Below are 24281 nucleotides of genomic sequence, written 5' to 3' on the forward strand. Positions count from 1 at the left end.
TCCTTACTTACGACCTTTACCGCGAGGAGCCTTTTTAGGCTTGTCGGCAGGTTGTTGTTCTGATTGCGCAACTGCAGCCATTCCACCCAGAATTTCACCTTTGAAGATCCATACTTTAACGCCGATTACGCCGTATGTAGTATGAGCTTCTGCAGTGTTATAGTCGATGTCCGCACGCAATGTATGTAGAGGCACGCGACCTTCACGATACCATTCGGAACGAGCAATTTCAGCACCGCCCAAACGTCCGCTAACTTCAACTTTGATACCTTTAGCGCCTAAACGCATTGCGTTTTGTACCGCTTTCTTCATAGCACGACGGAACATAACACGACGTTCTAATTGTGAAGCAATACTGTCTGCAACTAATTTTGCATCTAATTCAGGTTTTTTCACTTCAGCAATGTTGATTTGCGCTGGAACGCCTGCGATTTTTGCTACTGCGTTGCGTAATTTTTCAACATCTTCGCCTTTTTTACCAATGACGATACCCGGGCGAGCTGTGTGAATAGTTACACGAATACTTTTCGCTGGACGTTCAATAGTGATACGTGAAACGGAAGCATTCGCTAATTCTTTGTTTAAGAATTGACGTACTTTGAAATCGCCTTCAAGATTGTCAGCGAAGTCTTGTGTATTCGCAAACCAAGTAGAGCTCCAAGGTTTTACAATACCTAGGCGAATACCATGTGGATGTACTTTTTGACCCATTGTTATTCCTCTACGATTAACGATCTGACACAACCACAGTAATGTGGCTTGTACGTTTTAAAATACGATCTGCACGACCTTTAGCACGTGGCATAACACGTTTCATGCTTGGACCTTCATCTACGAAAATCTTCGCAACTTTAAGATCATCGATATCTGCACCGTCATTGTGCTCAGCATTAGCAATCGCTGACTCAAGAACTTTCTTCACTAAAGCAGATGCTTTTTTATTTGTGTAAGTAAGAATTTCTAATGCTTGAGCCACTTTCTTGCCACGGATTAAATCCGCAACTAAGCGAGCTTTTTGCGCTGAAGTGCGAGCGTAACGATGTTTTGCAATAGTTTCCATCTTTTACCCCTTACTTCTTAGCTTTCTTGTCCGCAGCGTGACCGCGGTAAGTACGAGTCGGTGCAAATTCGCCTAATTTATGACCGATCATTTCATCAGAAACATAAACAGGAACATGCTGACGACCATTATGGACTGCGATGGTCAATCCAATCATTGATGGAATGATCATTGAACGACGGGACCAAGTTTTAATTGGTTTTTTATCCCCGCTTTCCACCGCCTTCTCTACCTTCTTCAACAAGTGTAGGTCAAGGAAAGGACCTTTCTTGAGAGAACGTGGCATGGCTTATCCTCTTATTTAATTAAAATTATTTACCACGACGACGTACGATATATTTATCAGTACGTTTGTTATGGCGAGTTTTCTTACCTTTAGTTTGAACGCCCCAAGGTGTTACTGGGTGTTTACCAAAGTTACGACCTTCACCACCACCGTGTGGGTGATCTACTGGGTTCATTGCTGTACCACGAACTGTAGGGCGTACACCTCTCCAGCGGTTAGCACCGGCTTTACCCAATACGCGAAGCATATGCTCTGAGTTGCCTACTTCACCAATGGTGGCAGAACATTCAGCTAACACTTTACGCATCTCGCCAGAACGGAGACGTAAAGTCACATAATTACCTTCACGGGCAATGATCTGTACATAAGCACCAGCTGAACGAGCAATTTGACCGCCTTTACCTGGTTTTAATTCAACATTATGTACGGTAGAACCAACCGGGATATTACGCATTGGTAATGAGTTACCAACTTTAATTGGCGCATGTGCACCCGCTTGGATTTGATCACCTGCAGCCAAACCTTTTGGTGCTAAGATATAACGACGTTCACCGTCTTTATAAAGCACTAAAGCAATATTTGCAGAACGATTCGGATCGTATTCTAAACGTTCAACAACACCTGGAATGTCTAATTTATTACGTTTAAAATCAATTAAACGATAGTGTTGTTTATGACCGCCACCGATGTGACGAGTAGTAATACGACCATAGTTGTTACGACCACCGGTTTTAGATTTAGTATCTAAAAGTGCTGCAAAAGGTTTACCTTTATGCAACTCAGGGTTAACAACTTTAACAACATGACGACGACCAGCGGAGGTCGGCTTACATTTAACGATAGCCATTATCTTCTACTCCTCCGTAATTACTCTGCTGCACCTTCAACGAAGTCCAAAGATTGTCCTTCTTGAAGTGTAACATAAGCTTTTTTCCAGTCACTGCGACGTCCCATCTTAGCACCACGGCGTTTAGTTTTACCTTTCACCACAACGGTACGAACAGAATCCACTTTCACTTCAAAAAGTTGCTCTACTGCATTAGCAATTTCCACTTTATTCGCATCTAAAGCGACTTTGAAAACGATTGTGTTTGACTTCTCAGCGTTATTTGTTGCTTTCTCAGAGACATGTGGTGCTTTAAGCACTTTTAGCAAACGTTCTTGACTCATGCTAACATCTCCTCAATTTGCTTCACAGCATCTACAGTTACAACTACTTTATCGAAAGCAATTAAACTTACCGGATCAATACCTTGAGCATCACGAACATCTACTTTGTATAAGTTACGTGCTGCCAAGAATAGATTTTCATCTAAACTTGCTGTGATGATTAACACATCTTCAAGTGCTAATTCTTTTAATTTTTGTACTAATACTTTGGTTTTTGGCGCATCAATTTCAAATTTATCAACAACCACTAAACGATCTTGACGAACAAGCTCGGAAAGAATGCTCTTGATTGCACCACGGTACATTTTCTTGTTCACTTTTTGGCTGTGATCTTGTGGTCTCGCTGCGAAAGTGATACCACCTGAACGCCAGATTGGTGATTTAATATCACCGGAACGAGCGCGACCTGTACCTTTTTGACGCCAAGGTTTTTTACCTGAACCCGACACTTCAGCACGAGTTTTTTGTGCACGAGAACCTTGACGAGCACCTGCTGCGTAAGCAACAACAACTTGGTGAATCAATGCTTCGTTAAACTCACGGCCGAAGGTAGTTTCAGAAACAGTGAGTGCGTTCGCACCAACAACTTGTAATTCCATCTCTATCTCCTAGACCTATGCTTTAACTGCCGGCTTAACGATAACATCACTACCAGTAGCACCCGGAACGGCACCTTTAACTAATAGCAATTTACGCTCAGCATCTACACGAACAACTTCAAGGGACTGAACGGTTACACGTTCATTACCTAAGTGTCCTGCCATTTTTTTACCTTTAAACACACGACCCGGAGTTTGGTTTTGACCAATAGAACCGAGAACACGATGTGATAAAGAGTTACCATGGGTAGCATCTTGAGTACGGAAGTTCCAACGTTTAACACCACCTTGGAAACCTTTACCTTTAGAAGTACCGGTAACATCTACTTTTTTAACATCTGCAAAGATGTCAACATTGATTTCTTGACCTAAAGTGAATTCTTCACCTTCAGTACGAAATTCCCATAAACCGCGACCAGCTTCAACGCCGGCTTTCACGAAATGACCTGCTTCAGGCTTCGTTACACGACTTGCTTTTTTAGAACCAGTGGTAACTTGAACTGCAGTATAGCCATCGTTTTCAAGAGTTTTAACTTGAGTTACGCGGTTGGCTTCGATTTCGATAACGGTAACCGGTACAGACACGCCATCTTCATTGAAGATGCGGGTCATACCAACTTTACGACCGACTAGACCAATCATTGTAATAACCTCTTAATTAACCTAGGCTGATCTGCACGTCAACGCCGGCAGCCAAGTCTAAACGCATTAAAGCATCAACAGTTTTTTCTGTTGGCTCAACAATATCAACTAAACGTTTGTGAGTACGAATTTCATATTGGTCACGCGCATCTTTGTTTACGTGTGGAGAAATCAATACTGTGAAACGCTCTTTACGAGTTGGTAAAGGAATCGGACCACGTACTTGCGCACCGGTACGTTTAGCTGTTTCAACGATCTCCGCTGTAGATTGATCGATCAAACGATGATCAAACGCTTTAAGGCGGATACGGATTCTTTGGTTCTGCATGAGACCAGAGCTCCAATAAATTTAGCTAATAAAAAAACTAACACCATCACAATTCTTACATCAAAACAACAAGAAAAGGAGGTGCAAGCTACCTGTTATATAGTCTCCAAATCGGAGACATTGTTAGTATTACCTATTGCAATACTCGTTTAATAAATGATTACATTAAACGGCTTCTATATTAAAGCCCGTGAATTCTACTAAAACCTCACCTTCACTGCAAGCCTTTTCTTACTTTTTACACCAATAAAGTGCGGTGAATTTTAAAAACATTTTCTAAAACGACCGCACTTTATTGATGAAAAAGCGAATTACAACGGCAATTCGGTAGTAGATTTAATGGTTTTTAGCGACACTTCTGACTTTAACGTTTTAATGCCGATCTCTTTGGTTAAATATTTGGTTTTTATGGCGTGAAATTCATCCAAATCGGATACCAACATTTTTAAAATAAAATCATAACTTCCCGCCATCAAATGGCATTCTGTGATTTGTGGAATCAATTTCACTTCAAAAATGAACCGCTCTTTGAGGGCAGGATCTTCTTCAAAAAATGTACCCTGCACATAAACAAGCAAATTGCGGTTTAATTTTTTAGGATTCAATAACGCCGTATAACCATCGATAACACCGCTTTCTTCTAAATGGTTTACTCGACGCAAACAAGCGGAATTTGACAGCCCGATTTCTTTGGCGAGCTCATTATTTTGTAGGCGCCCATTGCGCTGTAAAGCCTTTAAAATGCGCGTATCAATGTTATCGAATAATTTCTTAAACATAAAAAATCCCTTTTTTAGGAAAGAAAATGCGTGCGCATTATAACAAGGCCACCTATAAAAAACTGTGATATAGGTGGCCTTTATTAAAATTGATGTTAAACGCTATATAAGGAGACTTGAACAACCAGTAGAACAGCTCCGATAACCAATAAGCAACCAATCATCGGCATCACAAATTTCACCCATTTATTAAATGGAATGTGCAACATTTGTAATGTCACCAACACCAAACCGGTCGGTGCCAAGAACAACATAGCGTATTGACCCCAGTTATAGGCAGAAACCACGATGTCACGCGGAATACCCACTGCGTCGGCAAGCGGCGCCATAATTGGCATGGAAAGCACTGCCAAACCGGAAGACGATGGTACGATAAGACCTAAGAAGATGAAGACCACTAATTGACCGAGGATAAAGACGCTACCCGGCATACCACTTACAAGGTTAGACATGTAATCCAAAATGGTGTCAGAAATCATACCTTGTTCAAGCACTAAGTTTACACCACGCGCCAAACCGATAATCAAGGAGACACCCACCAATTCGGAAGCGCCTTCGGTGAAGGATTCCACAATTTCTTTTTCTTTTAGACCACTGATAAACATGATGATAATAGTGATAGATAAGAAGGACGCTGCCATTTGAGGGAACCACCAACCGCCTGCCATAACCCCCCAGATCATCATTGGGAAAGCAATACAGAAGAGGATTAAGATCAGTTTTCTTCTTAAGGTAAATTCAAGCACGGTATTTGGGTCAAAGTTTTTCATATAACGATGATAAAACTCTTCTCTATCTTCATAAGTATAGGAAAAACTCGGATCTGCTTTGACTTTCTTGCCATACCAATATAAGTAAGCAATCACGCAAGTTGCCCCTAGCACGAGACCAATCGCACGGAAACCAATCCCTTCAGTAAATTGAATACCGGCCGCATTAGACGCGATAACTACTGAGAATGGGTTAATTGTAGAAAACGCCGTTCCCATGGAGGAGGCCAAGAAAATTGCCCCAACGCAGACAATAGCATCATAGCCCAGTGCTAAAAATACCGGCACTAAAATCGGGTAAAACGCCACGGCTTCTTCTTCGATACCGCAAGTGGTGCCGCCAAGCACCATTAATATGGAGACGCTAAACACAATCAAGAATTCGTTGCCTTTGGTGCGTCGAGCAAGTGCCATAAGCCCGGCATTAAACGATCCTGTTCGGTTAATCACACCAATCATACCGCCCAGTACAAAGATAAATACCATGACATCCACCGCTTCGATGGTTCCTTCCACCATGCTGATAGGAATATCTTTGATACCTTTGTAATGTTGTTCAATGCGTTGATAAGTGCCCGGAATGGCAATAGGTTTTTTGATCACCCCTTCGGTGAAATTGGACAGTTTAATTTTAATATTAAGATTATTGAGGGTTTCTTCCGTAGCAGGATAGGTTTTATCTTGCTCGCCATAAGCTTTTACTACAAAGACTTTTTCGGTCGTATTATAGGTCAACTTAGAATAGGAACCGGAAGGAATAACCCATGTTAATCCCACCGCAAGGATTAAAATGAAGAATAAAATCGTGAACGCTGATGGGAAATTAAAGACCTTTTTTTTATTAGACGCTTCCATAGCAGACTCCTCGTCAATATCGAAGTTAGCAGATCGGCATAATCACTCATCAACTATGCCGACCGCACATTCTACTTTGAACTGCTAAAATACTCAAAGTGAGTTTATTATTATGAATAATAAGAAATTTCTTTCACTTTATTCGTGATACGTGTACCGGCTTTACCTTTTACAATATCAACGATATCAGAAAGTGATCCAATCACGGCATCTTTACCGGTACTACGTGCGAAATTCACTGCAGCCTGTACTTTCGGCCCCATAGAACCGGCGGCAAAGCCCATTTTTTCAATTTCATCCGGCGGTGCTGACGCAATGGCTTTTTGTGTTGGTTTCCCCCAATCCACAAACGTTGCGGACACATCAGTCGCGATAATGAATAAATCCGCTTCTAAATTATCGGCCAATAGAGCGGAACATAAGTCTTTATCAATAACCGCTTCTACGCCACGCAAATTGTGTTGCTCATCATAGTAAGTCGGAATACCACCACCACCGGCACAAATCACGATACTGCCTTTTTCCAACAACCATTTCACCGGATTGATTTCAAAAATGCGTTTTGGTAACGGACTTGGCACCACGCGGCGATATTTATCACCGTCTTGTGCAATGCTCCAGTTTTTCTCTTTTGCCAAGCGTTCGGCTTCTTCTTTGGAATACACCGGACCGATTGGTTTGGTTGGATTCTTGAATGCCGGGTCGTTAATATCGACTTCCACTTGTGATAACAATGTGGCAAACGGCACTTCAAACGGCACTAAGTTACCTAATTCTTGTTCAATCATGTAACCAATCATACCCACAGATTCTGCACCCAATACATCTAACGGATAAGGAGGCACTTCTTTATAGGCCGCACTTTGTAATGCTAATAAACCTACTTGTGGGCCATTGCCGTGCGCGATAACCAATTCATTGTTTGGATAAATCTTCGCAATTTGTTCACAAGCGATACGCACGTTTAATCGCTGATTCTCCGCGGTGAGCGGCTCGCCGCGGCGCAATAGGGCATTTCCGCCCAAGGCAATAACAATTCTCATACGCCACCTCTTAAATTAAGCTGGAATAAAGTACGGCTTTAATGGTATGCATGCGGTTTTCCGCTTGCTCAAAGGCCACATTCATTGGGGATTCAAAGACATCTTCGGTGACTTCAATACCGTTTGCCAATTCAGGGTATTTTTCCGCAATTTGGCGACCCACTTTGGTTTCGCTGTTGTGGAATGCCGGTAAGCAGTGCATGAATTTCACACGCGGATTACCAGTGCGTTTCATCAATTCAGGGGTGACTTGATACGGTAATAATAATTTGATACGTTCGCCCCAGGTTTCTAATGGTTCACCCATGGAAACCCATACATCAGTATGTACGAAATCAACGCCTTTCACCGCCTTATCAATATCATCGGTTACCGTAATGCGTGCGCCACTTTGTTTTGCAAATTTTTCGCACATATCCACTAACTCTGCATCCGGTAATAGGGCTTTTGGTCCGCAAATACGTACATCCATACCCAATTTGGCACCGATTAATAACAAGGAGTTACCCATATTGTTGCGAGCATCACCGATGTAAACATATTTGATTTCACTTAATGGTTTATCGCAATTTTCAATCATGGTTAACACGTCTGCCAACATTTGCGTTGGGTGGAATTCGTCGGTTAAACCATTGAATACCGGCACGCCGGCATATTCTGCTAATTCATCCACAATTTCTTGTTTGAAACCACGATATTCAATGGCGTCATACATTCTGCCTAATACGCGGGCAGTGTCTTTCATACTTTCTTTGTGGCCAATTTGAGATGAGTTTGGATCGATATACGTGACTTGGGCGCCTTGGTCATAAGCAGCAACTTCAAAAGCGCAACGGGTACGGGTGGAGGTTTTTTCAAAAATTAGCGCAATATTTTTGCCTTTTAATTTTTGTTGTTCGGTACCGGCATATTTTGCTCTTTTTAAGTCTCTGGATAAATCTAATAAATATTTGATTTCACGTTCTGAGTGATTAACAAGACTTAATAAGTGTCTGTTTTTAAGATTGAAAGCCATAATAATCTCCTTGATTTTTGTTTATTGACTTAATCCGAATAGCCAAGCTATTCACAAACTATTTATTCGACATACAACCTACTCCTTGCGAACGTCTTTATTCTAAAAGAAAGACAAGTAAATATCGTGTCTAATTTCCTCTCTTAATGTAAAGATTTTGAACATATTTCTAACAAAGCGCTTTTTATTGGTATAAAATTCGAACAAAAAATTTTCTATGTGAAAAAATTTTAACCTCATTACCTAACATTAATCTCATCATGAACACAATGCTTCTTTTTTTACGTCATAACGCCATTAAAGTGCGGTATGTTTTACACAAGAAATTACGTCAAACCTATCGAATTTCACACAAAACCCTCGAATTTACCTGTTTACTGATCGGCGCCAGCTTGGTTTCGTTGTTTTCCCTTGGCTTTGCCAAACTTACGGATTTGGGCTTGGAATGGAACGCCCATTGGACACAACAATATCCCCTTGCTGTCTGGTTTATTTTGCCCAGCGGTTTAGTGCTATTAACCTGGTTCATCGCCAAATACACACCTTATGTCGGTGGCAGTGGCATCCCGCAAGTAATTGCTTCCCTTAGTCTGCCTCATCACGCAAATAAAAACCGTTTAGTCGCTTTTGGGCAAACTCTGTGGAAAATCCCACTGACATTTCTAGCGATGCTTATCGGTGCCTCCGTTGGACGGGAAGGGCCGTCCGTACAAGTCGGTGCAGCCGTGATGTTATGGTGGGGCAACTTATGCCGAAAATATGGCGTGGCATTTACCGGATTGAGTGCGAATGAACTGATGGCAACCGGGGTAGCCGGCGGTCTCGCCGCCGCATTTAATGCGCCTTTAGCCGGTGTTATTTTTGCCATTGAAGAATTGGGACGTGGTGTGCTATTGCGTTGGGAACGACGCGTATTGTTAGGCGTACTCGCGGCTGGCTTTATTTTAGTGGCTATTGAAGGCAACAACCCCTATTTCCCCACATATCGTGGCGTAACCGATATGCCTTATTTATGTTTATGGGTTTTAGTTTGTGGTGCTGTGAGTGGTATCAGCGGGGGAATTTTCAGCCGTTTGTTAATCAAAGGCGCAACCGGCACCTTCCCTTTCTGTCGCCATTGGATACGTAAGCACCCTATTTTCACCGCCATTATTTTAGGCTTAATATTGACCGCACTTGGCGTTTACACCAACGGCCAAACTTACGGCACAGGTTACCAAGTCGTCACCCAAGCCCTCGATGGACAAGCTGTGCAAAACGACATTGGCATCATGAAACTGTTCGCCACAGTAGGCACATATTGGACAGGCATTGCCGGCGGTATTTTCACCCCATCGCTCACCATCGGAGTAGGGCTTGGCGTGCAAGTTGCCGCCTTTACCGATGGATTAATCGATCAACGTCTGCTGGTATTGTTATGTATGGCAGCGTTTTTAGCGGGTGCGACACAATCCCCCGTCACTGCTAGCGTTATTGTCATGGAAATGACCGGCTGCCAACCTGTATTAATTTGGCTATTGATTTGCTGCCTGATTTCCTCCATTATTTCACGCCAATTTAATCCGAAGCCGTTTTACCACATGGCGGCAGGGCGTTTCCGCCAATGCATCAAAGAAGAAATGCCAAAAGACGTGAAGGAAAACCCATAAAAATGTCCCAACATCAACCGCACTTTTACCGTGGCCGCTTCGCCGTTGCCCCGATGCTGGATTGGACAACGCGCCATTGCCGTTATTTCCACCGCCAATTTTCCCGTCACGCCTTGCTTTATACGGAAATGGTGACGACACAAGCTATCATTCATGCCAAATACGATCATCTTGATTTTGATGCGGCAGAAAATCCGGTGGCATTGCAACTGGGCGGTAGCGATCCGAAACAACTTCAACATTGCGCTCAATTAGCGCAACAGCGCGGCTACCAAGAAATCAATCTGAATGTGGGTTGCCCATCCGATCGTGTACAAAACGGTATGTTCGGTGCGTGTTTAATGGCAAAAGCGGAACTCGTTGCGGAGTGCGTGCAACAAATGCAAAGTGCGGTGCACATTCCCGTCACCGTAAAAACCCGCATCGGCATTGATGATTTTGACAGCTATGATTTTCTCTGTGATTTTGTCCAAAAAGTGCACCAAGCCGGCTGTCAGGAATTTATCGTGCATGCCCGTAAAGCCTGGTTATCCGGTTTAAGTCCGAAACAAAATCGTGAAATTCCGCCGCTGAATTACGAACGTGTATATCAACTAAAACAGGATTTCCCCCATTTGCTCATCAGCATCAACGGTGGCATTAAAACCCTTGAAGAAATGCAACAGCACTTGAAGTATATGGATGGTATCATGGTGGGGCGCGAAGCTTATCAAAATCCCGCTTTACTCGGGCATATCGATCACGCATTGTTTGATGCCGATGCACCGATTGTTACTCCGCGCCAAGCGGTGGAAAATATGTTTCCATACATCGAACAACAACTCAGCCAAGGCGTCTATCTGAATCATATCGTGCGCCACATGCTTGGCGCCTTCCAAAACTGCAAAGGCGCACGCCAATGGCGTCGTTATTTAAGCGAAAATGCCTACAAAGCCGGCGCCGGCATTGATGTAGTCGAAACCGCATTAGGGTTTGTGGAAGCGTAAAAGTGCGGTCAGTTTTAGATGCAAAAAAGCACGCATGAGAAAATGCGTGCCATCAATAAATTAGTTATAAAACAAAAGTGCGGTGGATTTAAAAAACGTTTTTCAAACCCACCGCACTTTTTCATCTATTACAGAATATGTTGATATTCTTCTAATATTTCTTTCGGCCAAACGCTGGATTGCACTTCGCCAATATGTTTTTTACGCAATAACAACATCGCCAAACGAGATTGACCGATACCGCCACCAATACTTAACGGCAATTTGCCTTGCAATAATTCTTGGTGCCAATCCATGTTGAGACGGTCTTCATCACCGGTTAAGCTTACTTGTAAACGCAACGCCGCTTCATCTACACGAATCCCCATAGAAGACAGTTCAAACGCTTTGCCGAGTTGGTCGTTCCAAACCAAGATATCACCGTTTAAGCCTTTGTAGCCGTTTTCAGACTCTGTTGTCCAGTCATCGTAATCCGGTGCACGTCCATCGTGTGGCTTGCCATCGGACAATTTGCCGCCAATTCCCACTAAGAAAACGGCGCCGTATTCTTTACAAATGGCATTTTCACGCTCTTTGCTGCTCATGTTTGGATAACGTTTCACGAGGTCTTCACTGTGTACGAAAGTAATGTGTTTTGGTAGCACAGATGGAATATCAAAACGGGCTTCCACCGCCAATTCCGTTAAGCGAATCGCACGATAAATGGCATTCACGGTTTCTTTTAAATAGGCGAAATTGCGACGGCCTTCCGGAATCACTTTTTCCCAGTCCCATTGATCCACGTAAACGGAGTGAGTCGCATCTAACGAATCTTCGTCCGGACGCAACGCTTTCATGTGTACAAACAAGCCTTCGCCTTCTTTAAAATGGAAACGGGCTAATGTATGACGTTTCCATTTTGCCAAAGAGTGAACCACTTCAAATACTGCATTTGGAATTTGTTTCACATGCACTTGCACCGCTTTTTCAATACCGGAAAGGTTATCTTGCATACCATTACCGACTTGGCTAAGAATCGGGCCTTGAACTTCGATGATGCCTAATTGCTCGATGAGGTTTTGAGTAAATGTATTTTTTACAAAACTAATCTCTTGTTGTTGCAAAATAAATGTTTTTTTCATTGTTTTTACCCTATATTATCTAATATTCCTACATGAATGGCGGAGATTCTCTCTATTCTTTAGGGTGAATGCAACATGATTTAGCCAAAATTAAAGAAATTTCATTATTGTTTAGATAAAATCCAAAAAATATATAATTTATTTAATTTTTTATAGAAAAGGAGTATGTTATGCACAATATCGATAATTTAGATCAACAAATATTGCGTGTATTAACCAAAGATGCAAGAACCCCTTATGCAGAAATGGCGAAAAATTTTGGTGTCAGCCCCGGCACGATTCATGTTCGGGTGGAAAAAATGCGTCAATCAGGCATTATTGAAGGGACAAAAGTGAAAATCAATGAACGCAAACTGGGTTATGATGTTTGCGGTTTCATTGGCATTATTTTGAAATCGGCAAAAGATTATGACAAAGTGATCAAAAAGTTAGAGGCCATTGATGAAGTGGTGGAAGCCTATTACACCACCGGCAATTACTCCATCTTCATTAAAGTCATGACACACACCATTGCCGAACTCCATTTAGTCTTATCTGCTAAAATTCAGTTAATCGATGAGATTCAATCCACAGAAACCTTAATTTCCATGCAGAATCCGATTTTGCGTGATATTAAACCGTAAAAAACAAAGAACAAGAAAGGAGGATGTTATGTCAGAAGTCTTTCACCTTGGCTTAACAAAAGCCATGTTAGATGGGGCTAAATTAGCCATCGTCCCGGGCGCACCGGAGCGTGTGGAACGCATTGCACGCTTATTAGATCGCCCAAAATTCCTTGCTTCCACCCGCGAATTTACCTCTTGGCTCGGCTATATTGAGGAACACGCCGTGGTCGTATGTTCCACCGGTATTGGCGGCCCATCCGTTTCCATCGCGGTAGAAGAATTAGCCCAACTCGGTGTGCGCACTTTCTTACGTATCGGCACAACCGGCGCCATCCAACCGCACATTAACGTCGGTGATTTATTAGTTACGACCGGGGCGGTGCGTCTCGATGGTGCCAGCCGCCATTTCGCCCCATTGGAATATCCGGCGGTAGCAAACTTTGAATGTACCGAAGCCCTTTACAAAGTCGCCAAAGAAGAAGTCGGCGATGCTGTCCATGTGGGTATCACTGCTTCTTCCGACACCTTCTATCCGGGACAAGAACGTTACGACACCTACACCGGCAAGATTTGTCGTCATTTCCAAGGTTCATTAAAACAATGGCAAGAATTGAACGTGATGAACTATGAAATGGAGTCTGCCACCTTGTTCACCATGTGCTCCGCACTGGGCTTGCGTGCCGGCATGATCGCAGGTGCTATCGTCAACCGCACCCAACAAGAAATCCCGAATGAGGCGACGATTCAATCCACGGAAGAACGCGCCATTCATGTGGTAGTGAAAGCGGCAGGCTTGTTAGTGTAATTGACGTAAGCCCACAGCTTATCGCATAAAAAGAGCGGTCGAAAAACACCATGAATTTCGACCGCTCTTTTTATTTTCCTAAGGCATGCTAGTTAGCCTTATCGTCAATTAACACGGTTTCTAACGCCACTTTAATCATTTCATTAAACGTCAACTGACGCTCTTCCGCACTGGTTTGTTCGTGAGTACGAATATGGTCGGATACAGTACAGATAGTCAATGCACGCGCACCGTATTCTGCTGCCACGCCATAAATACCGGCAGCCTCCATTTCTACGCCTAGAATGCCGTATTTTTCCATCACGTCAAACATGGCGACATCCGGTGTATAGAATAAATCTGCAGAAAATAAATTACCGACACGAACCTTAACATCTAATTCCTTCGCTGCCTGTACCGCCGCTTGCGTTAAACCGAAATCGGCAATCGCTGCAAAATCGTTGTCTTTAAAACGAATACGATTGACTTTGGAATCGGTACACGCACCAAGACCGATAACCACATCACGCACTTTGACATCCATGCGGACGGCACCACAAGAGCCGACACGAATCAGTTTTTTCACACCGTATTCCGTAATGAGTTCTTTCGCGTAAATGGAACAGGAAGGGATCCCCATACCATGTGCCATCACGGAAATGCGACGACCTTTATAGGTACCGGTGAAACCTAACATATTACGTACGTTAGTCACTTCCTGTGCGTTTTCCAAAAAAGTTTCCGCAATATACTTCGCACGTAGCGGATCACCCGGCATTAATACAGCATCAGCAAATGCACCGGCAGGTGCGTTAATGTGTGGAGTCATAGTTTTTCCCTCTTGTTGACATGATGAAGCAAACGTTTCCGTTGCCTATAAACGACAACACCACGAACGTGGTCGTGGTGTCATCATAAAAAAACGTGGTGAAATCATACCGCACTTTATAGCACAGCACCACTCAAACCGATAAATAATCCGGCAATCGTTGCACTCATTAAGTTAGATAATGAACCGGCAAGCACCGCTTTTAAACCTAAACGCGCAACATCGCCGCGACGATTTGGTGCCATACCGCCTAAGCCGCCGATTAAGATTGCAATGGAGCTGAAGTTAGCGAAACCACAAAGAGCAAAGGTAATAATTGCTTTGGTTTTATCACTTAGCACAACAGCAGAATCCGGTTGTAAATATTTAGCAAATTCTAAATACCCCACAAATTCGTTCACCGCTAATTTTAAACCAATCATTTGGCCGGCAATGGCAGATTCTTCCCAAGAAATCCCGATTAAGTATGCTAATGGTTTGAAAATCCAACCTAAAATCACTTGTAAAGTTAAGTTTGGTTCACCAACAATGCCACCCAAACTACTTAAAATCCAGTTGATTAAGGCAATCACAGAAACAAACGCAATTAACATCGCGCCTACATTCAGTGCCAAGTGCATACCGTCACGCGCACCATTTGCTAAGGCTTCAATCGCATTGGACGGTTTTTCCACATCAGCTCCCTCTTTTAACATATCATCGGTTTTTTCCGTTTGTGGAAACATGATTTTAGCGAATAATAAACCACCCGGTGCAGCCATAAAAGAAGCGGCGATTAAGTAAGTTAACGGCACGCCCATTCCGGCATAACCTGCCATCACAGAACCGGCGATAGAGGCAACGCCACCAACCATAACCGCAAATAATTCAGATTGCGTCATACGACCGATAAATGGCTTAACAATTAACGGTGCTTCCGTTTGCCCCACGAAAATGTTTGCTGCTGCAGACATGGATTCCGCTTTTGAAGTACCTAATAATTTTTGTAACCCACCACCGATAAGTTTGATAATCCATTGCATCACCCCGATGTAATAAAACAAGGAAATGAGTGCGGAGAAAAAGATAATCACCGGTAATACTTTAATGGCGAAGATAAAACCAAAACTTTGGCTTGGGTCAGTCAATCCACCAAAAACAAAGCTAATCCCTTCATTACCAAAACCGATAACTTTACCGATAAAATCGGATGCCGCTTGTAATGCGTGACGGCCGGCCGGCACATAAAGCACGAAAGCACCGATAGCGATTTGAATGGCCAGTGCGCCAAACACAGTACGTAAATTGATCGCTTTGCGATTGTTAGAGAATAAAACGGCAATCCCTAACAGCACCAAAATACCGACAACACTAAGTAAAATATCCATAAATACCTCAAAAGTCATTGAATAAAATTTCGCGTATTCTACTTGGTTTCCATAAAAAAGGAGAGTGAATTTTATTAATTAATATCATAATTAGTGCAACGCGATATCAATAGAAGCAAAATCTGCCTTAAAAAGGAATAAAGTGCGGTCAAAATTCAATGTAATTTATTTAGACAGCATGACTAAAGCTTGGGATAATGCACACAAATTATTAACAATGATGGATTAAAGATAAATGAAGAAAGCACAGGTTCTGCCGCATACACCTTGGGCAGCAAAATCTCTTTGGGCATTTGAGCCTAAATCCTTTTGCGTGTTGCTTTTATCTTTAAGTGTCATGGGATTTGGCGAAGCATTATTGCTTCTTTCTGATTTAGGCTCCGCACCTTGGACCATATTATCGCAAGGCGTTGCACTACAAGGGCAATTTAGTGTGGGTTGGGCATCATGGATAATCAGTTTAATGGTGATGTTGGCATGGTTTCCATTAAAACTGAGGCCGGGGCTTGCCACCGTCATGAATATTTTTGTGATCGCCCTCTTTCTCGGCTTAACCGTTTATTTGCTAGAAAAACCGACCGCACTTTATCTGCGTTTCACTTACGCTGTAATCGGTATCCTATTGTTCGGCATCGGTAATGCCTTTTACCTGACCTGCCATCAAGGTCCCGGACCGCGTGACGGTTTAATGGTCGGCTTATGCTATCATTTTCACTGGAAAATCGGCATTGTGCGAACATCCATTGAAGTCTTAGTCTGTCTCCTCGGCTATCTTCTTGGCGGCGTGCTCGGAATCGGCACACTCATGTTCGCACTAGGGATCGGCTGGGTGGTGCAATACACCTTATTTGTTATCCGTCGTCGCGTGCCACACCCGAGTAATGAACCGCACGATCTCCTCTAATTTCTCGTCAATATGAATTTTGCTTAAATCCGTTTGACTCGCTTTGTCGTTTGGCGGACAAAATGCCAAATGTTTATCAACCTCATTAATCGGCTGCCAACGCAATGGTGTGGCAGAACGACGGCTCGGATAAAAACCGATGGTCGGGACATTTAACGCAGCGCTTAAATGCAACGGCCCGGTGGATCCGGCAATAAACAAATCAGCGCACGCCAGAGATTGGGCAAAATCCACCATGCCGTTATTTTTGTCATAAACGACCACCCGCGAATCCTGCACCAAATTTGCCAATTCATGGGCTTTTTCACTTTCATTCGGTCCTGCCGTTAAAATCACATAGGCGTCAAACCGCGCTAATAAACCGCGAATGAGCTCCGCATATTGCGCCAAAGATAAATTATTGGCAGACCCACCGGAACCGCTGTGCACAAAAATCCATTTTTTCTCAGCATCAATGTTTAACTGACGGCATAACAATTCACGCTGAAAATCCACCGCACTTTTAGGGAAAGTGAGATATGGCGGGCATGGCTCTACAATAGGAATGCCTTGGTCACGTAAAAAAGTGCGGGCCAAATCCAAGTTATATTCAAATTCCGGCTTAGCCGATTGGGAACGGCGTTGCGTTAAACGGTGATTATAGAAAAATTGCACCCATTTTGTTGCCGGTGCTAAACGGTACGGAATACGACATTTCCAAGCCAATTTGGCATTATGTGTATTGGAAAAGAAACTGATCATGGCATCAAATTGACGCGCTTTAATTTTGTTCACCACGCGCTGAAATGCGGTTTTATCGTTTTTCGGCGCATCAATAATAACGTCATCTAAATAAGGGCATGCCCGCGCAATATCTGCTGTATAAGCAGGCACAAGTGCGGTCAGTTTTAACGATGGTTCGGAGGCTTTTAACATGGCAAAGGATGGCCACGCCAACATAAAATCGCCCAATTTATCGTTACGAATCACCAATACGTTTTTCATTATTTCCAACCTATGCAAATTCTTTTCCAAAATGAGAGGTTATTCTAGCCTGACCGACTGCCATTAAAAAGCGACAAATAAAAAATCAGCGCCTTAATCCCTTAAGACGCTGATGTTGAACTAAATAAACAAGCCAATATTGAATTTTATTTATTCAATTTTGCTTTGTAAGTTGGATTCATCAAGTTTTCTACGGAAAGGATGTCATCCAATTGTTCTTGGGTTAATAAGCCTTTTTCCAAGACCACTTCACGCACACCTTTACCGGTTTGCGCACAAATTTTACCCACTAAGTCGCCGTTGTGATGGCCGATGAACGGGTTCAAGTAAGTCACGATACCGATGGAGTTGTAAACGTAGTTTTCGCAGGTTTCTTTGTTTACAGTGATGCCATCAACACATTTATCGCGTAAGTTCACACAGGCGTTGCCTAAAATCTCAATGGATTCAAACATGGCTTGAACAATCACAGGCTCCATCACGTTTAATTGTAATTGACCCGCTTCTGACGCGAAAGTCACAGTAGTGTCGTTACCAATGACTTTGAAGCACACTTGGTTAACCACTTCCGGCACAACCGGGTTCACTTTTGCCGGCATGATGGAAGAACCGGCTTGTAATTCAGGCAAGTTAATTTCTTTAATACCTGCACGAGGGCCGGAAGAAAGTAAACGTAAGTCGTTACAGATTTTTGACAATTTCACCGCAGTGCGTTTTAACGCGCCATGCACGGAAACATAGTCGCCACAGTCAGCGGTCGCTTCAATTAAGTTTTCTGCACCACAGCAAGGTAATCCGGTGACTTGTGATAAATATTTGATCACAGTTGGTACATAACCTTGTGGGGTATTTAAACCGGTACCAATTGCGGTCGCACCCATGTTGACTTCCAGCAAGTGTGCTGCAGCGGCTTTTAAGTGTTTCACTTCTTCTGCCATTAACACCGCAAATGCTTTGAATTCTTGACCAACGGTCATTGGCACTGCATCTTGTAATTGGGTACGTCCCATTTTCAAAACTTTCTCGAATTCTTTCGCTTTATTTTCAAAACCTTGTTGTAAATAAGCGACTTTTTCAAGCAGTTTAACAACACTGTTGTACACTGCAATGTGGAAACCGGTAGGGTACGCATCGTTGGTGGATTGGCTGGCATTCACATGATCCATTGGGTCAAGGTATTTGTATTCCCCTTTTTTGTGACCTAAAATTTCTAACGCCAAGTTGGCAATCACTTCATTAGTGTTCATGTTGACAGATGTGCCTGCACCGCCTTGGTAAATATCAGATGGGAATTGATCTAAACATTTGCCGTTTACCAACACTTCATCACAGGCTTTGACGATGGCTTCAGAAATAGCTTTAGGAATGGCACCTAACTCACCATTTGCCAATGCCGCTGCTTTTTTCACCATCACCATGCCGCGGACAAATTCTGGTACATCAGAAATCGTTACTTTCGAAATGTTAAAATTTTCCACCGCTCTTAGGGTGTGAATACCCCAGTAAGCATCCGCAGGAACTTCACGTTCACCTAACAAATCCACTTCCTTTCTATATTGTGTCATTTGCGTTCTCCTTTATGCTTAACACGTTTGGTTGAATTGTCTAAATTATAGAAAATCCGATTAAAATTAAATTGATCCAAGTCACAGATTTTTATACGCATTTAAGAGTTATTTTTATTTTTCAGATTAGTTTTTCTAACCCGAAAGATGTAGCCATGAATAAAAGTTGCACCGCAAAATAAAGCGGGTAATATGCACATCCAATGTGTTTTTAAGGAGCTGCTATGCCGTTTATCGCCTTTCTTTTTGCTATTTTGCTATTTATTTATGTGGAACTGAGTCTACTGGTTTGGCTGGGAAGCCATTTGGGTATCCTCATGCTCATTTTGTTGCTGATTTGCTCCTCACTACTGGGCATTGTCATCATCCGTGTTCGTGGTTGGTATAGCCTCACTCGCGTAAAACAGCAGCTCACCCGAGGCGAATTGCCTACTGATGCGCTTTTTGGCTCGCTACGTTGGCTTGTTGCCGGCATCTTGTTTGTCATTCCCGGTTTTGTCACCGACATTCTCGCCTGTGTACTGTTAAGCCCGCTCGGTCGTTACCTGACAAATACATTCATTCATAGCCGATTCGTGTTCTTCCAACAAAACCTCTTTAAAACCGACCGCACTTTTTATTCATCTCAAGTCAATCGCCAGAACGACAGCGAGATTTTTGAGGCGGAATTTGAAAAAGAAGCCGATGAAAATAAACGGTTAAAATAATTTTGTCTTTCCCTTGAAAGCGGAAAAATGATTCCCATATAGAAAAAGCTTTTTGATTAATTTAAGAAATAGAGGAAATTTCAGATGAAGATTCGTCCATTACACGACAAAGTGATTTTAAAACGTGAAGACGTGGAAACTAAATCCGCCGGCGGTATCGTATTGACCGGTTCTGCAGCCACCAAATCTACCCGCGCGAAAGTGTTAGCGGTCGGCCCTGGTCGTTTATTAGAAAACGGTTCTGTTCACCCAATGCACGTTAAAGTCGGCGATACTGTGATTTTCAACGATGGCTATGGCGTAAAAACAGAAAAAATCGATGGTGAGGAAGTGCTCATCATGTCCGAAGGTGATATTTTAGCAATCGTTGAAGAATAAAAACGCGCAAAAATCTCACCGCACTTTATAGCGTTATCAAGGTCGGACGTGAGTCCGCCATGACAAATATAACATTTATCGACGGACGTTATTTGGCCCGTCCACAACTTACAAAGGAAATTAAATATGGCAGCAAAAGACGTAAAATTCGGCAATGATGCTCGAGTAAAAATGTTAAAAGGCGTAAATATTTTAGCCGACGCAGTCAAAGTCACCCTGGGTCCAAAAGGCCGTAACGTAGTATTAGACAAATCGTTCGGCGCACCAACCATCACCAAAGACGGTGTGTCTGTGGCACGCGAAATCGAATTAGAAGATAAATTTGAGAACATGGGCGCACAAATGGTGAAAGAAGTTGCTTCTAAAGCCAATGATGCCGCTGGTGACGGTACAACCACTGCAACAGTTCTAGCACAAGCCATCGTAAACGAAGGCCTAAAAGCCGTAGCGGCAGGCATGAACCCAATGGATTTAAAACGCGGTATCGACAAAGCAGTTACTGCCGTGGTTGCCGAGCTTAAATCCCTTTCTAAACCTTGCGAAACCTCTAAAGAAATCGAACAGGTGGGTACCATTTCTGCAAACTCCGACAGCATTGTGGGTCAATTAATTGCACAAGCCATGGAAAAAGTCGGTAAAGAAGGCGTGATTACCGTAGAAGACGGCACCGGCTTAGAAGACGAGTTGGACGTGGTTGAAGGGATGCAATTTGATCGCGGTTACCTTTCCCCGTACTTCATCAACAAACCGGAAACCGCGACCGTAGAATTAGATAACCCATTCATTTTATTAGTCGATAAAAAAATCTCTAACATCCGTGAATTATTACCGGTATTAGAAGGCGTCGCGAAAGCTGGTAAACCGTTATTAATCATTGCGGAAGATGTAGAAGGCGAAGCGTTAGCAACATTGGTCGTGAACACCATGCGCGGCATCGTAAAAGTGGCTGCGGTGAAAGCACCGGGCTTTGGTGATCGTCGTAAAGCAATGTTACAAGATATTGCGATTTTAACTGCAGGTACGGTGATTTCTGAAGAAATCGGTATGGAATTAGAAAAAGCGACATTAGAAGATTTAGGTCAAGCAAAACGCGTTGTCATTAACAAAGACAACACCACAATCATCGACGGTATCGGCGATGAAGCGCAAATCCAAGGTCGTGTGGCACAAATTCGTCAACAAATCGAAGAATCTACTTCCGACTACGACAAAGAAAAATTACAAGAACGCGTGGCGAAACTCGCCGGCGGTGTTGCCGTAATTAAAGTTGGTGCCGCAACCGAAGTAGAAATGAAAGAGAAAAAAGCGCGTGTTGAAGATGCACTACACGCTACCCGTGCAGCGGTAGAAGAAGGCGTGGTTGCCGGTGGTGGCGTCGCATTAATTCGTGCAGCCAGCAAAGTTGCTGATTTACGTGGTGATAACGAAGAACAAAACGTCGGCATTAAACTTGCCCTTCGCGCCATGGAAGCACCGTTACGTCAAATTGTGACGAACGCAGGTGAAGAAGCCTCTGTGGTTGCAAGTGCGGTGAAAAATGGCGAAGGAAACTTTGGTTATAACGCAGGTACTGAGCAATACGGCGATATGATTGCAATGGGTATTTTGGATCCGACTAAAGTGACCCGTTCTGCTTTACAATTTGCAGCGTCCGTTGCCGGCTTAATGATCACCACCGAGTGTATGGTGACTGAATTACCAAAAGATGACAAAGCTGACCTCGGTGCTGCCGGTATGGGCGGCATGGGAGGTATGGGCGGAATGATGTAATTCTTCCCTGTCAAAAACAAAAGCCCTTGAATTAACTCAAGGGCTTTTTTGTCTCTATAAAAACACTGTTTTTTATAACCGCACTTTTACACTATATTTTCATGTTTCTCATAAGCGGAAAGCGTATTATACATGAGCATTGCCACCGTCATCGGGCCAACGCCACCCGGTACTGGAGTAATATACGCAGCGCGATCTGAAGCGACCTCAAACTCAACATCACCAACCAGTTTGCCATCAATACGGTTAATTCCGACATCAACGACAACAGCGCCTTCTTTGATCCATTCACCTTTAATAAATTTAGGTTTACCCACAGCAACCACTAAAATATCCGCTTGGCGAATATGACTCGCTAAATCCTCGGTAAAACGGTGAGTTATTGTGACGGTACAGCCGGCAAGTAACAATTCTAATGCCATTGGACGACCAACAATATTGGACGCACCAACAATGACAGCGTGTTTTCCATAAAAAGAAATACCTGTAGTTTCCAATAATTTCATCACACCATAAGGCGTACAAGCACGTAATGTTGGAATACGTTGACACAAGCGCCCAACATTATAAGGATGAAAACCATCCACATCTTTTTCAGGTGAAATTTTTTCAATCACTTTGGTGCTATCGATATGCTTTGGTAACGGTAACTGCACCAAAATACCATCAACCTCAGGATCTTGATTCAATTGCTCAATAAGAGCTAACAATTCTGATTCAGAAGTGGTTTCCGGTAAATCGTAAGATTTGGAAAAAATACCGATTTCAGCACAACTTTTACGCTTACTTCCCACATAAACCTGAGAAGCCGGATCTGCTCCAACTAGAATTACTGCCAGACCAGGAGCGCGTTTACCCAGCTCAATATACTGTGCAATTTTTTGTGTAATATTCAATTTAATTTGCTGGGATAACTGAGTACCTGAAATAATTTGAGCTGCCATTGAATTCTCCGCATGAGGTAAATATTTACGCACGCTATTTTGTCAGAAAAATCCGTTTTATGTAAACTGAATTGAAATAAATTTAGACGATTGATAGTAAAACCATAAAAATTGATTGACTGAAAATGAAAGAAAACTATAATGCTACACATCTTTCGGCGAGTAGCGCAGCTTGGTAGCGCAACTGGTTTGGGACCAGTGGGTCGTAGGTTCAAATCCTATCTCGCCGACCACCTTTCTCTATTCTTTCATTATCCCATTTTAAATGCGCCCTTAGCTCAGCTGGATAGAGCAACGCCCTTCTAAGGCGTGGGTCAAAGGTTCGAATCCTTTAGGGCGTGCCATTTAATAAGCTAGACTAAATATTTTTTACTTCCATCCAAGGAAAATAGAATGAAAAAATTAGCATTTGTATTGCTAACATCCTTAGCAACATCAAGCTTTGCTCATAACCTCCAACTCAATACCCCCCTTCCTTATGTTTCCGTTCAAACTGACGGAGAAGTAATCATACACAATGGAAGTATCAACTATAAAAACTGGGAATCGCCAGCACTTGCAGGAAAAGTACGAGTTCTTCAGCACATGGCAGGAAGAAGTAGCGTTAAAGAAAAAAATGATGGCTTAATGGAAATGATCAAAGCTCAACGCTTTGATGCTAGCAAATATCAAACAACAACGATTATTAATGCAGAAGACGCTATCTTCGGCACAAGTGCTTTCGTCAAAAGTAGTGCTGAAAAAGGCAAAAAAAATAATCCAAACAGCCAAGTGATTTTGGATCAAACAGGCCAAGTTAAAAAAGACTGGAGATTACAGCCTGAAGAAAGTCTAATTGTAGTATTAGACAAATCTGGAAAAGTGAAATTTGCACATGAAGGGAAGTTATCTGAGCAACAGATGAATCAAGTTATCGAACTAATTAAAAACTTAGTTCAGTAGAAAGTAGTAAAAATAAAAAGCGAGAAGATAATAAAATGAATGGCAGGGGCGGAGAGGCTCGAACTCCCAACACCCGGTTTTGGAGACCGGTGCTCTACCAATTGAACTACGCCCCTATTGGTATTTAACTTTGAAAAAGTTATAAAATTGGCGGAATGGACGGGACTCGAACCCGCGACCCCCTGCGTGACAGGCAGGT

General features: G+C 42.8%; 27 protein-coding genes and 3 tRNA genes. 11 read left to right on the plus strand and 19 right to left on the minus strand.

From position 1 onward, the window contains the following. Positions 1–3: 3 nt before the first annotated feature. The 12 genes from rpsC to ACO5E4_RS06655 form a co-directional block, all read right to left on the minus strand. Positions 4–711 carry a 30S ribosomal protein S3 gene (gene rpsC / locus ACO5E4_RS06600; RefSeq protein ID WP_485862485.1) on the minus strand — a complete coding sequence of 236 codons (708 nt, stop codon included), beginning with the start codon at positions 709–711 and terminating at the stop codon, positions 4–6. 16 nt (positions 712–727) lie between these two features. Then, the gene (gene rplV, locus ACO5E4_RS06605) at positions 728–1060 is read right to left on the minus strand and encodes a 50S ribosomal protein L22 (RefSeq protein ID WP_005539363.1); all 333 of its coding nucleotides are present in this window, start codon (positions 1058–1060) and stop codon (positions 728–730) included. Between the two features lie 10 nt (positions 1061–1070). Beyond that, a complete protein-coding gene (rpsS, locus tag ACO5E4_RS06610; RefSeq protein WP_005539416.1) occupies positions 1071–1346 on the minus strand; it encodes a 30S ribosomal protein S19 in 276 nt (91 codons plus the stop codon). Positions 1347–1371: 25 nt separating this feature from the next. After that, positions 1372–2193 carry a 50S ribosomal protein L2 gene (gene rplB / locus ACO5E4_RS06615; protein WP_005701883.1) on the minus strand — a complete coding sequence of 274 codons (822 nt, stop codon included), beginning with the start codon at positions 2191–2193 and terminating at the stop codon, positions 1372–1374. A gap of 20 nt (positions 2194–2213) precedes the next feature. Continuing rightward, positions 2214–2516, minus strand: coding sequence for a 50S ribosomal protein L23 (rplW, locus tag ACO5E4_RS06620; RefSeq protein ID WP_005701885.1), 303 nt, complete (start codon positions 2514–2516; stop codon positions 2214–2216). Then, positions 2513–3115 (minus strand): 50S ribosomal protein L4, encoded by a 603-nt coding sequence (rplD, locus tag ACO5E4_RS06625; RefSeq protein ID WP_485862486.1) that lies wholly within the window; start codon positions 3113–3115, stop codon positions 2513–2515. Before rplD ends, rplW begins: the two co-directional genes overlap by 4 nt. A 15-nt stretch (positions 3116–3130) precedes the next feature. After that, complete coding sequence (gene rplC / locus ACO5E4_RS06630) at positions 3131–3757, minus strand: 50S ribosomal protein L3 (RefSeq protein ID WP_005545484.1); 627 nt, start codon at positions 3755–3757, stop codon at positions 3131–3133. Between the two features lie 16 nt (positions 3758–3773). After that, positions 3774–4085 (minus strand): 30S ribosomal protein S10, encoded by a 312-nt coding sequence (gene rpsJ / locus ACO5E4_RS06635; protein ID WP_001181005.1) that lies wholly within the window; start codon positions 4083–4085, stop codon positions 3774–3776. Positions 4086–4396: 311 nt separating this feature from the next. Then, complete coding sequence (locus ACO5E4_RS06640; protein WP_005715742.1) at positions 4397–4864, minus strand: Lrp/AsnC family transcriptional regulator; 468 nt, start codon at positions 4862–4864, stop codon at positions 4397–4399. Positions 4865–4959: 95 nt separating this feature from the next. Continuing rightward, the gene (locus tag ACO5E4_RS06645; RefSeq protein WP_485862487.1) at positions 4960–6489 is read right to left on the minus strand and encodes a YfcC family protein; all 1530 of its coding nucleotides are present in this window, start codon (positions 6487–6489) and stop codon (positions 4960–4962) included. A 110-nt stretch (positions 6490–6599) separates the two neighbouring features. Further along, on the minus strand, positions 6600–7532 hold the full coding sequence (gene arcC, locus ACO5E4_RS06650; protein ID WP_048750166.1) for a carbamate kinase: 933 nt from the start codon (positions 7530–7532) through the stop codon (positions 6600–6602). A 10-nt stretch (positions 7533–7542) separates the two neighbouring features. Further along, positions 7543–8547, minus strand: coding sequence for an ornithine carbamoyltransferase (locus ACO5E4_RS06655; protein ID WP_005715736.1), 1005 nt, complete (start codon positions 8545–8547; stop codon positions 7543–7545). Positions 8548–8807: 260 nt separating this feature from the next. On the opposite strand from ACO5E4_RS06655, the gene ACO5E4_RS06660 reads away from it, so the two are divergent. Then, a complete protein-coding gene (locus ACO5E4_RS06660; RefSeq protein WP_485862488.1) occupies positions 8808–10196 on the plus strand; it encodes a chloride channel protein in 1389 nt (462 codons plus the stop codon). 2 nt (positions 10197–10198) lie between these two features. Continuing rightward, the gene (dusA, locus tag ACO5E4_RS06665; RefSeq protein ID WP_485862489.1) at positions 10199–11182 is read left to right on the plus strand and encodes a tRNA dihydrouridine(20/20a) synthase DusA; all 984 of its coding nucleotides are present in this window, start codon (positions 10199–10201) and stop codon (positions 11180–11182) included. Positions 11183–11310: 128 nt separating this feature from the next. Here dusA and asnA read toward each other — a convergent pair whose 3' ends face one another. Next, positions 11311–12303, minus strand: a complete 993-nt coding sequence (gene asnA / locus ACO5E4_RS06670) for an aspartate--ammonia ligase (RefSeq protein ID WP_485862490.1) — start codon at positions 12301–12303, stop codon at positions 11311–11313. A gap of 170 nt (positions 12304–12473) precedes the next feature. On the opposite strand from asnA, the gene asnC reads away from it, so the two are divergent. Continuing rightward, positions 12474–12926, plus strand: a complete 453-nt coding sequence (gene asnC, locus ACO5E4_RS06675; protein ID WP_005715729.1) for a transcriptional regulator AsnC — start codon at positions 12474–12476, stop codon at positions 12924–12926. A 28-nt stretch (positions 12927–12954) separates the two neighbouring features. After that, positions 12955–13713: a uridine phosphorylase gene (gene udp / locus ACO5E4_RS06680; protein ID WP_297930415.1), complete on the plus strand. Its 759-nt coding sequence runs from the start codon at positions 12955–12957 to the stop codon at positions 13711–13713. Positions 13714–13801: 88 nt separating this feature from the next. Here udp and deoD read toward each other — a convergent pair whose 3' ends face one another. Both deoD and ACO5E4_RS06690 read right to left on the minus strand, forming a co-directional pair. After that, positions 13802–14521 (minus strand): purine-nucleoside phosphorylase, encoded by a 720-nt coding sequence (gene deoD, locus ACO5E4_RS06685; protein WP_314116319.1) that lies wholly within the window; start codon positions 14519–14521, stop codon positions 13802–13804. A 116-nt stretch (positions 14522–14637) separates the two neighbouring features. Continuing rightward, positions 14638–15888 carry a NupC/NupG family nucleoside CNT transporter gene (locus tag ACO5E4_RS06690; RefSeq protein ID WP_485862491.1) on the minus strand — a complete coding sequence of 417 codons (1251 nt, stop codon included), beginning with the start codon at positions 15886–15888 and terminating at the stop codon, positions 14638–14640. A 235-nt stretch (positions 15889–16123) separates the two neighbouring features. Here ACO5E4_RS06690 and yczE point away from each other — a divergent pair, with 235 nt between their 5' ends. Next, the gene (yczE, locus tag ACO5E4_RS06695; RefSeq protein ID WP_454905619.1) at positions 16124–16792 is read left to right on the plus strand and encodes a membrane protein YczE; all 669 of its coding nucleotides are present in this window, start codon (positions 16124–16126) and stop codon (positions 16790–16792) included. Here the strand turns inward: yczE and ACO5E4_RS06700 are convergent. Both ACO5E4_RS06700 and aspA read right to left on the minus strand, forming a co-directional pair. Next, the gene (locus ACO5E4_RS06700; RefSeq protein WP_485862492.1) at positions 16733–17776 is read right to left on the minus strand and encodes a glycosyltransferase family 9 protein; all 1044 of its coding nucleotides are present in this window, start codon (positions 17774–17776) and stop codon (positions 16733–16735) included. The genes yczE and ACO5E4_RS06700 overlap by 60 nt on opposite strands. A gap of 146 nt (positions 17777–17922) precedes the next feature. Continuing rightward, positions 17923–19341, minus strand: a complete 1419-nt coding sequence (gene aspA / locus ACO5E4_RS06705) for an aspartate ammonia-lyase (RefSeq protein ID WP_314956626.1) — start codon at positions 19339–19341, stop codon at positions 17923–17925. A gap of 224 nt (positions 19342–19565) precedes the next feature. On the opposite strand from aspA, the gene ACO5E4_RS06710 reads away from it, so the two are divergent. The 3 genes from ACO5E4_RS06710 (at position 19566) to groL (ending at position 22196) form a co-directional block, all read left to right on the plus strand. After that, positions 19566–20048, plus strand: coding sequence for an FxsA family protein (locus tag ACO5E4_RS06710; RefSeq protein ID WP_485862493.1), 483 nt, complete (start codon positions 19566–19568; stop codon positions 20046–20048). A gap of 84 nt (positions 20049–20132) precedes the next feature. Beyond that, positions 20133–20426, plus strand: a complete 294-nt coding sequence (locus tag ACO5E4_RS06715) for a co-chaperone GroES (protein WP_485862494.1) — start codon at positions 20133–20135, stop codon at positions 20424–20426. Between the two features lie 126 nt (positions 20427–20552). Continuing rightward, positions 20553–22196 carry a chaperonin GroEL gene (gene groL / locus ACO5E4_RS06720; protein ID WP_048749671.1) on the plus strand — a complete coding sequence of 548 codons (1644 nt, stop codon included), beginning with the start codon at positions 20553–20555 and terminating at the stop codon, positions 22194–22196. A gap of 86 nt (positions 22197–22282) precedes the next feature. Here groL and folD read toward each other — a convergent pair whose 3' ends face one another. Continuing rightward, positions 22283–23140, minus strand: coding sequence for a bifunctional methylenetetrahydrofolate dehydrogenase/methenyltetrahydrofolate cyclohydrolase FolD (gene folD / locus ACO5E4_RS06725; RefSeq protein WP_485862495.1), 858 nt, complete (start codon positions 23138–23140; stop codon positions 22283–22285). Between the two features lie 156 nt (positions 23141–23296). On the opposite strand from folD, the gene ACO5E4_RS06730 reads away from it, so the two are divergent. The 3 genes from ACO5E4_RS06730 (at position 23297) to ACO5E4_RS06740 (ending at position 24082) form a co-directional block, all read left to right on the plus strand. Next, a tRNA-Pro gene (locus ACO5E4_RS06730) sits at positions 23297–23373 on the plus strand. A 34-nt stretch (positions 23374–23407) separates the two neighbouring features. Next, positions 23408–23484, plus strand: a tRNA-Arg gene (locus ACO5E4_RS06735). A gap of 49 nt (positions 23485–23533) precedes the next feature. Beyond that, entirely contained in the window at positions 23534–24082 is a 549-nt protein-coding gene (locus ACO5E4_RS06740) for a YtfJ family protein (protein ID WP_485862496.1), read from the plus strand. Between the two features lie 40 nt (positions 24083–24122). Here ACO5E4_RS06740 and ACO5E4_RS06745 read toward each other — a convergent pair. Beyond that, positions 24123–24198: transfer RNA gene (locus ACO5E4_RS06745), tRNA-Trp, on the minus strand. Positions 24199–24281 lie beyond the last annotated feature (83 nt).

This window comes from Aggregatibacter sp., from assembly GCF_057314075.1.

What these genes read in the sequence shown, in the direction of transcription:
- rpsC (WP_485862485.1), bottom strand. Translation starts at nt 711, where the DNA reads ATGGGTCAAAAAGTACATCCACATGGTATTCGCCTAGGTATTGTAAAA.
- rplV (WP_005539363.1), bottom strand. Translation starts at nt 1,060, where the DNA reads ATGGAAACTATTGCAAAACATCGTTACGCTCGCACTTCAGCGCAAAAA.
- rpsS (WP_005539416.1), bottom strand. Translation starts at nt 1,346, where the DNA reads ATGCCACGTTCTCTCAAGAAAGGTCCTTTCCTTGACCTACACTTGTTG.
- rplB (WP_005701883.1), bottom strand. Translation starts at nt 2,193, where the DNA reads ATGGCTATCGTTAAATGTAAGCCGACCTCCGCTGGTCGTCGTCATGTT.
- rplW (WP_005701885.1), bottom strand. Translation starts at nt 2,516, where the DNA reads ATGAGTCAAGAACGTTTGCTAAAAGTGCTTAAAGCACCACATGTCTCT.
- rplD (WP_485862486.1), bottom strand. Translation starts at nt 3,115, where the DNA reads ATGGAATTACAAGTTGTTGGTGCGAACGCACTCACTGTTTCTGAAACT.
- rplC (WP_005545484.1), bottom strand. Translation starts at nt 3,757, where the DNA reads ATGATTGGTCTAGTCGGTCGTAAAGTTGGTATGACCCGCATCTTCAAT.
- rpsJ (WP_001181005.1), bottom strand. Translation starts at nt 4,085, where the DNA reads ATGCAGAACCAAAGAATCCGTATCCGCCTTAAAGCGTTTGATCATCGT.
- ACO5E4_RS06640 (WP_005715742.1), bottom strand. Translation starts at nt 4,864, where the DNA reads ATGTTTAAGAAATTATTCGATAACATTGATACGCGCATTTTAAAGGCT.
- ACO5E4_RS06645 (WP_485862487.1), bottom strand. Translation starts at nt 6,489, where the DNA reads ATGGAAGCGTCTAATAAAAAAAAGGTCTTTAATTTCCCATCAGCGTTC.
- arcC (WP_048750166.1), bottom strand. Translation starts at nt 7,532, where the DNA reads ATGAGAATTGTTATTGCCTTGGGCGGAAATGCCCTATTGCGCCGCGGC.
- ACO5E4_RS06655 (WP_005715736.1), bottom strand. Translation starts at nt 8,547, where the DNA reads ATGGCTTTCAATCTTAAAAACAGACACTTATTAAGTCTTGTTAATCAC.
- ACO5E4_RS06660 (WP_485862488.1), top strand. Translation starts at nt 8,808, where the DNA reads ATGAACACAATGCTTCTTTTTTTACGTCATAACGCCATTAAAGTGCGG.
- dusA (WP_485862489.1), top strand. Translation starts at nt 10,199, where the DNA reads ATGTCCCAACATCAACCGCACTTTTACCGTGGCCGCTTCGCCGTTGCC.
- asnA (WP_485862490.1), bottom strand. Translation starts at nt 12,303, where the DNA reads ATGAAAAAAACATTTATTTTGCAACAACAAGAGATTAGTTTTGTAAAA.
- asnC (WP_005715729.1), top strand. Translation starts at nt 12,474, where the DNA reads ATGCACAATATCGATAATTTAGATCAACAAATATTGCGTGTATTAACC.
- udp (WP_297930415.1), top strand. Translation starts at nt 12,955, where the DNA reads ATGTCAGAAGTCTTTCACCTTGGCTTAACAAAAGCCATGTTAGATGGG.
- deoD (WP_314116319.1), bottom strand. Translation starts at nt 14,521, where the DNA reads ATGACTCCACACATTAACGCACCTGCCGGTGCATTTGCTGATGCTGTA.
- ACO5E4_RS06690 (WP_485862491.1), bottom strand. Translation starts at nt 15,888, where the DNA reads ATGGATATTTTACTTAGTGTTGTCGGTATTTTGGTGCTGTTAGGGATT.
- yczE (WP_454905619.1), top strand. Translation starts at nt 16,124, where the DNA reads ATGAAGAAAGCACAGGTTCTGCCGCATACACCTTGGGCAGCAAAATCT.
- ACO5E4_RS06700 (WP_485862492.1), bottom strand. Translation starts at nt 17,776, where the DNA reads ATGAAAAACGTATTGGTGATTCGTAACGATAAATTGGGCGATTTTATG.
- aspA (WP_314956626.1), bottom strand. Translation starts at nt 19,341, where the DNA reads ATGACACAATATAGAAAGGAAGTGGATTTGTTAGGTGAACGTGAAGTT.
- ACO5E4_RS06710 (WP_485862493.1), top strand. Translation starts at nt 19,566, where the DNA reads ATGCCGTTTATCGCCTTTCTTTTTGCTATTTTGCTATTTATTTATGTG.
- ACO5E4_RS06715 (WP_485862494.1), top strand. Translation starts at nt 20,133, where the DNA reads ATGAAGATTCGTCCATTACACGACAAAGTGATTTTAAAACGTGAAGAC.
- groL (WP_048749671.1), top strand. Translation starts at nt 20,553, where the DNA reads ATGGCAGCAAAAGACGTAAAATTCGGCAATGATGCTCGAGTAAAAATG.
- folD (WP_485862495.1), bottom strand. Translation starts at nt 23,140, where the DNA reads ATGGCAGCTCAAATTATTTCAGGTACTCAGTTATCCCAGCAAATTAAA.
- ACO5E4_RS06740 (WP_485862496.1), top strand. Translation starts at nt 23,534, where the DNA reads ATGAAAAAATTAGCATTTGTATTGCTAACATCCTTAGCAACATCAAGC.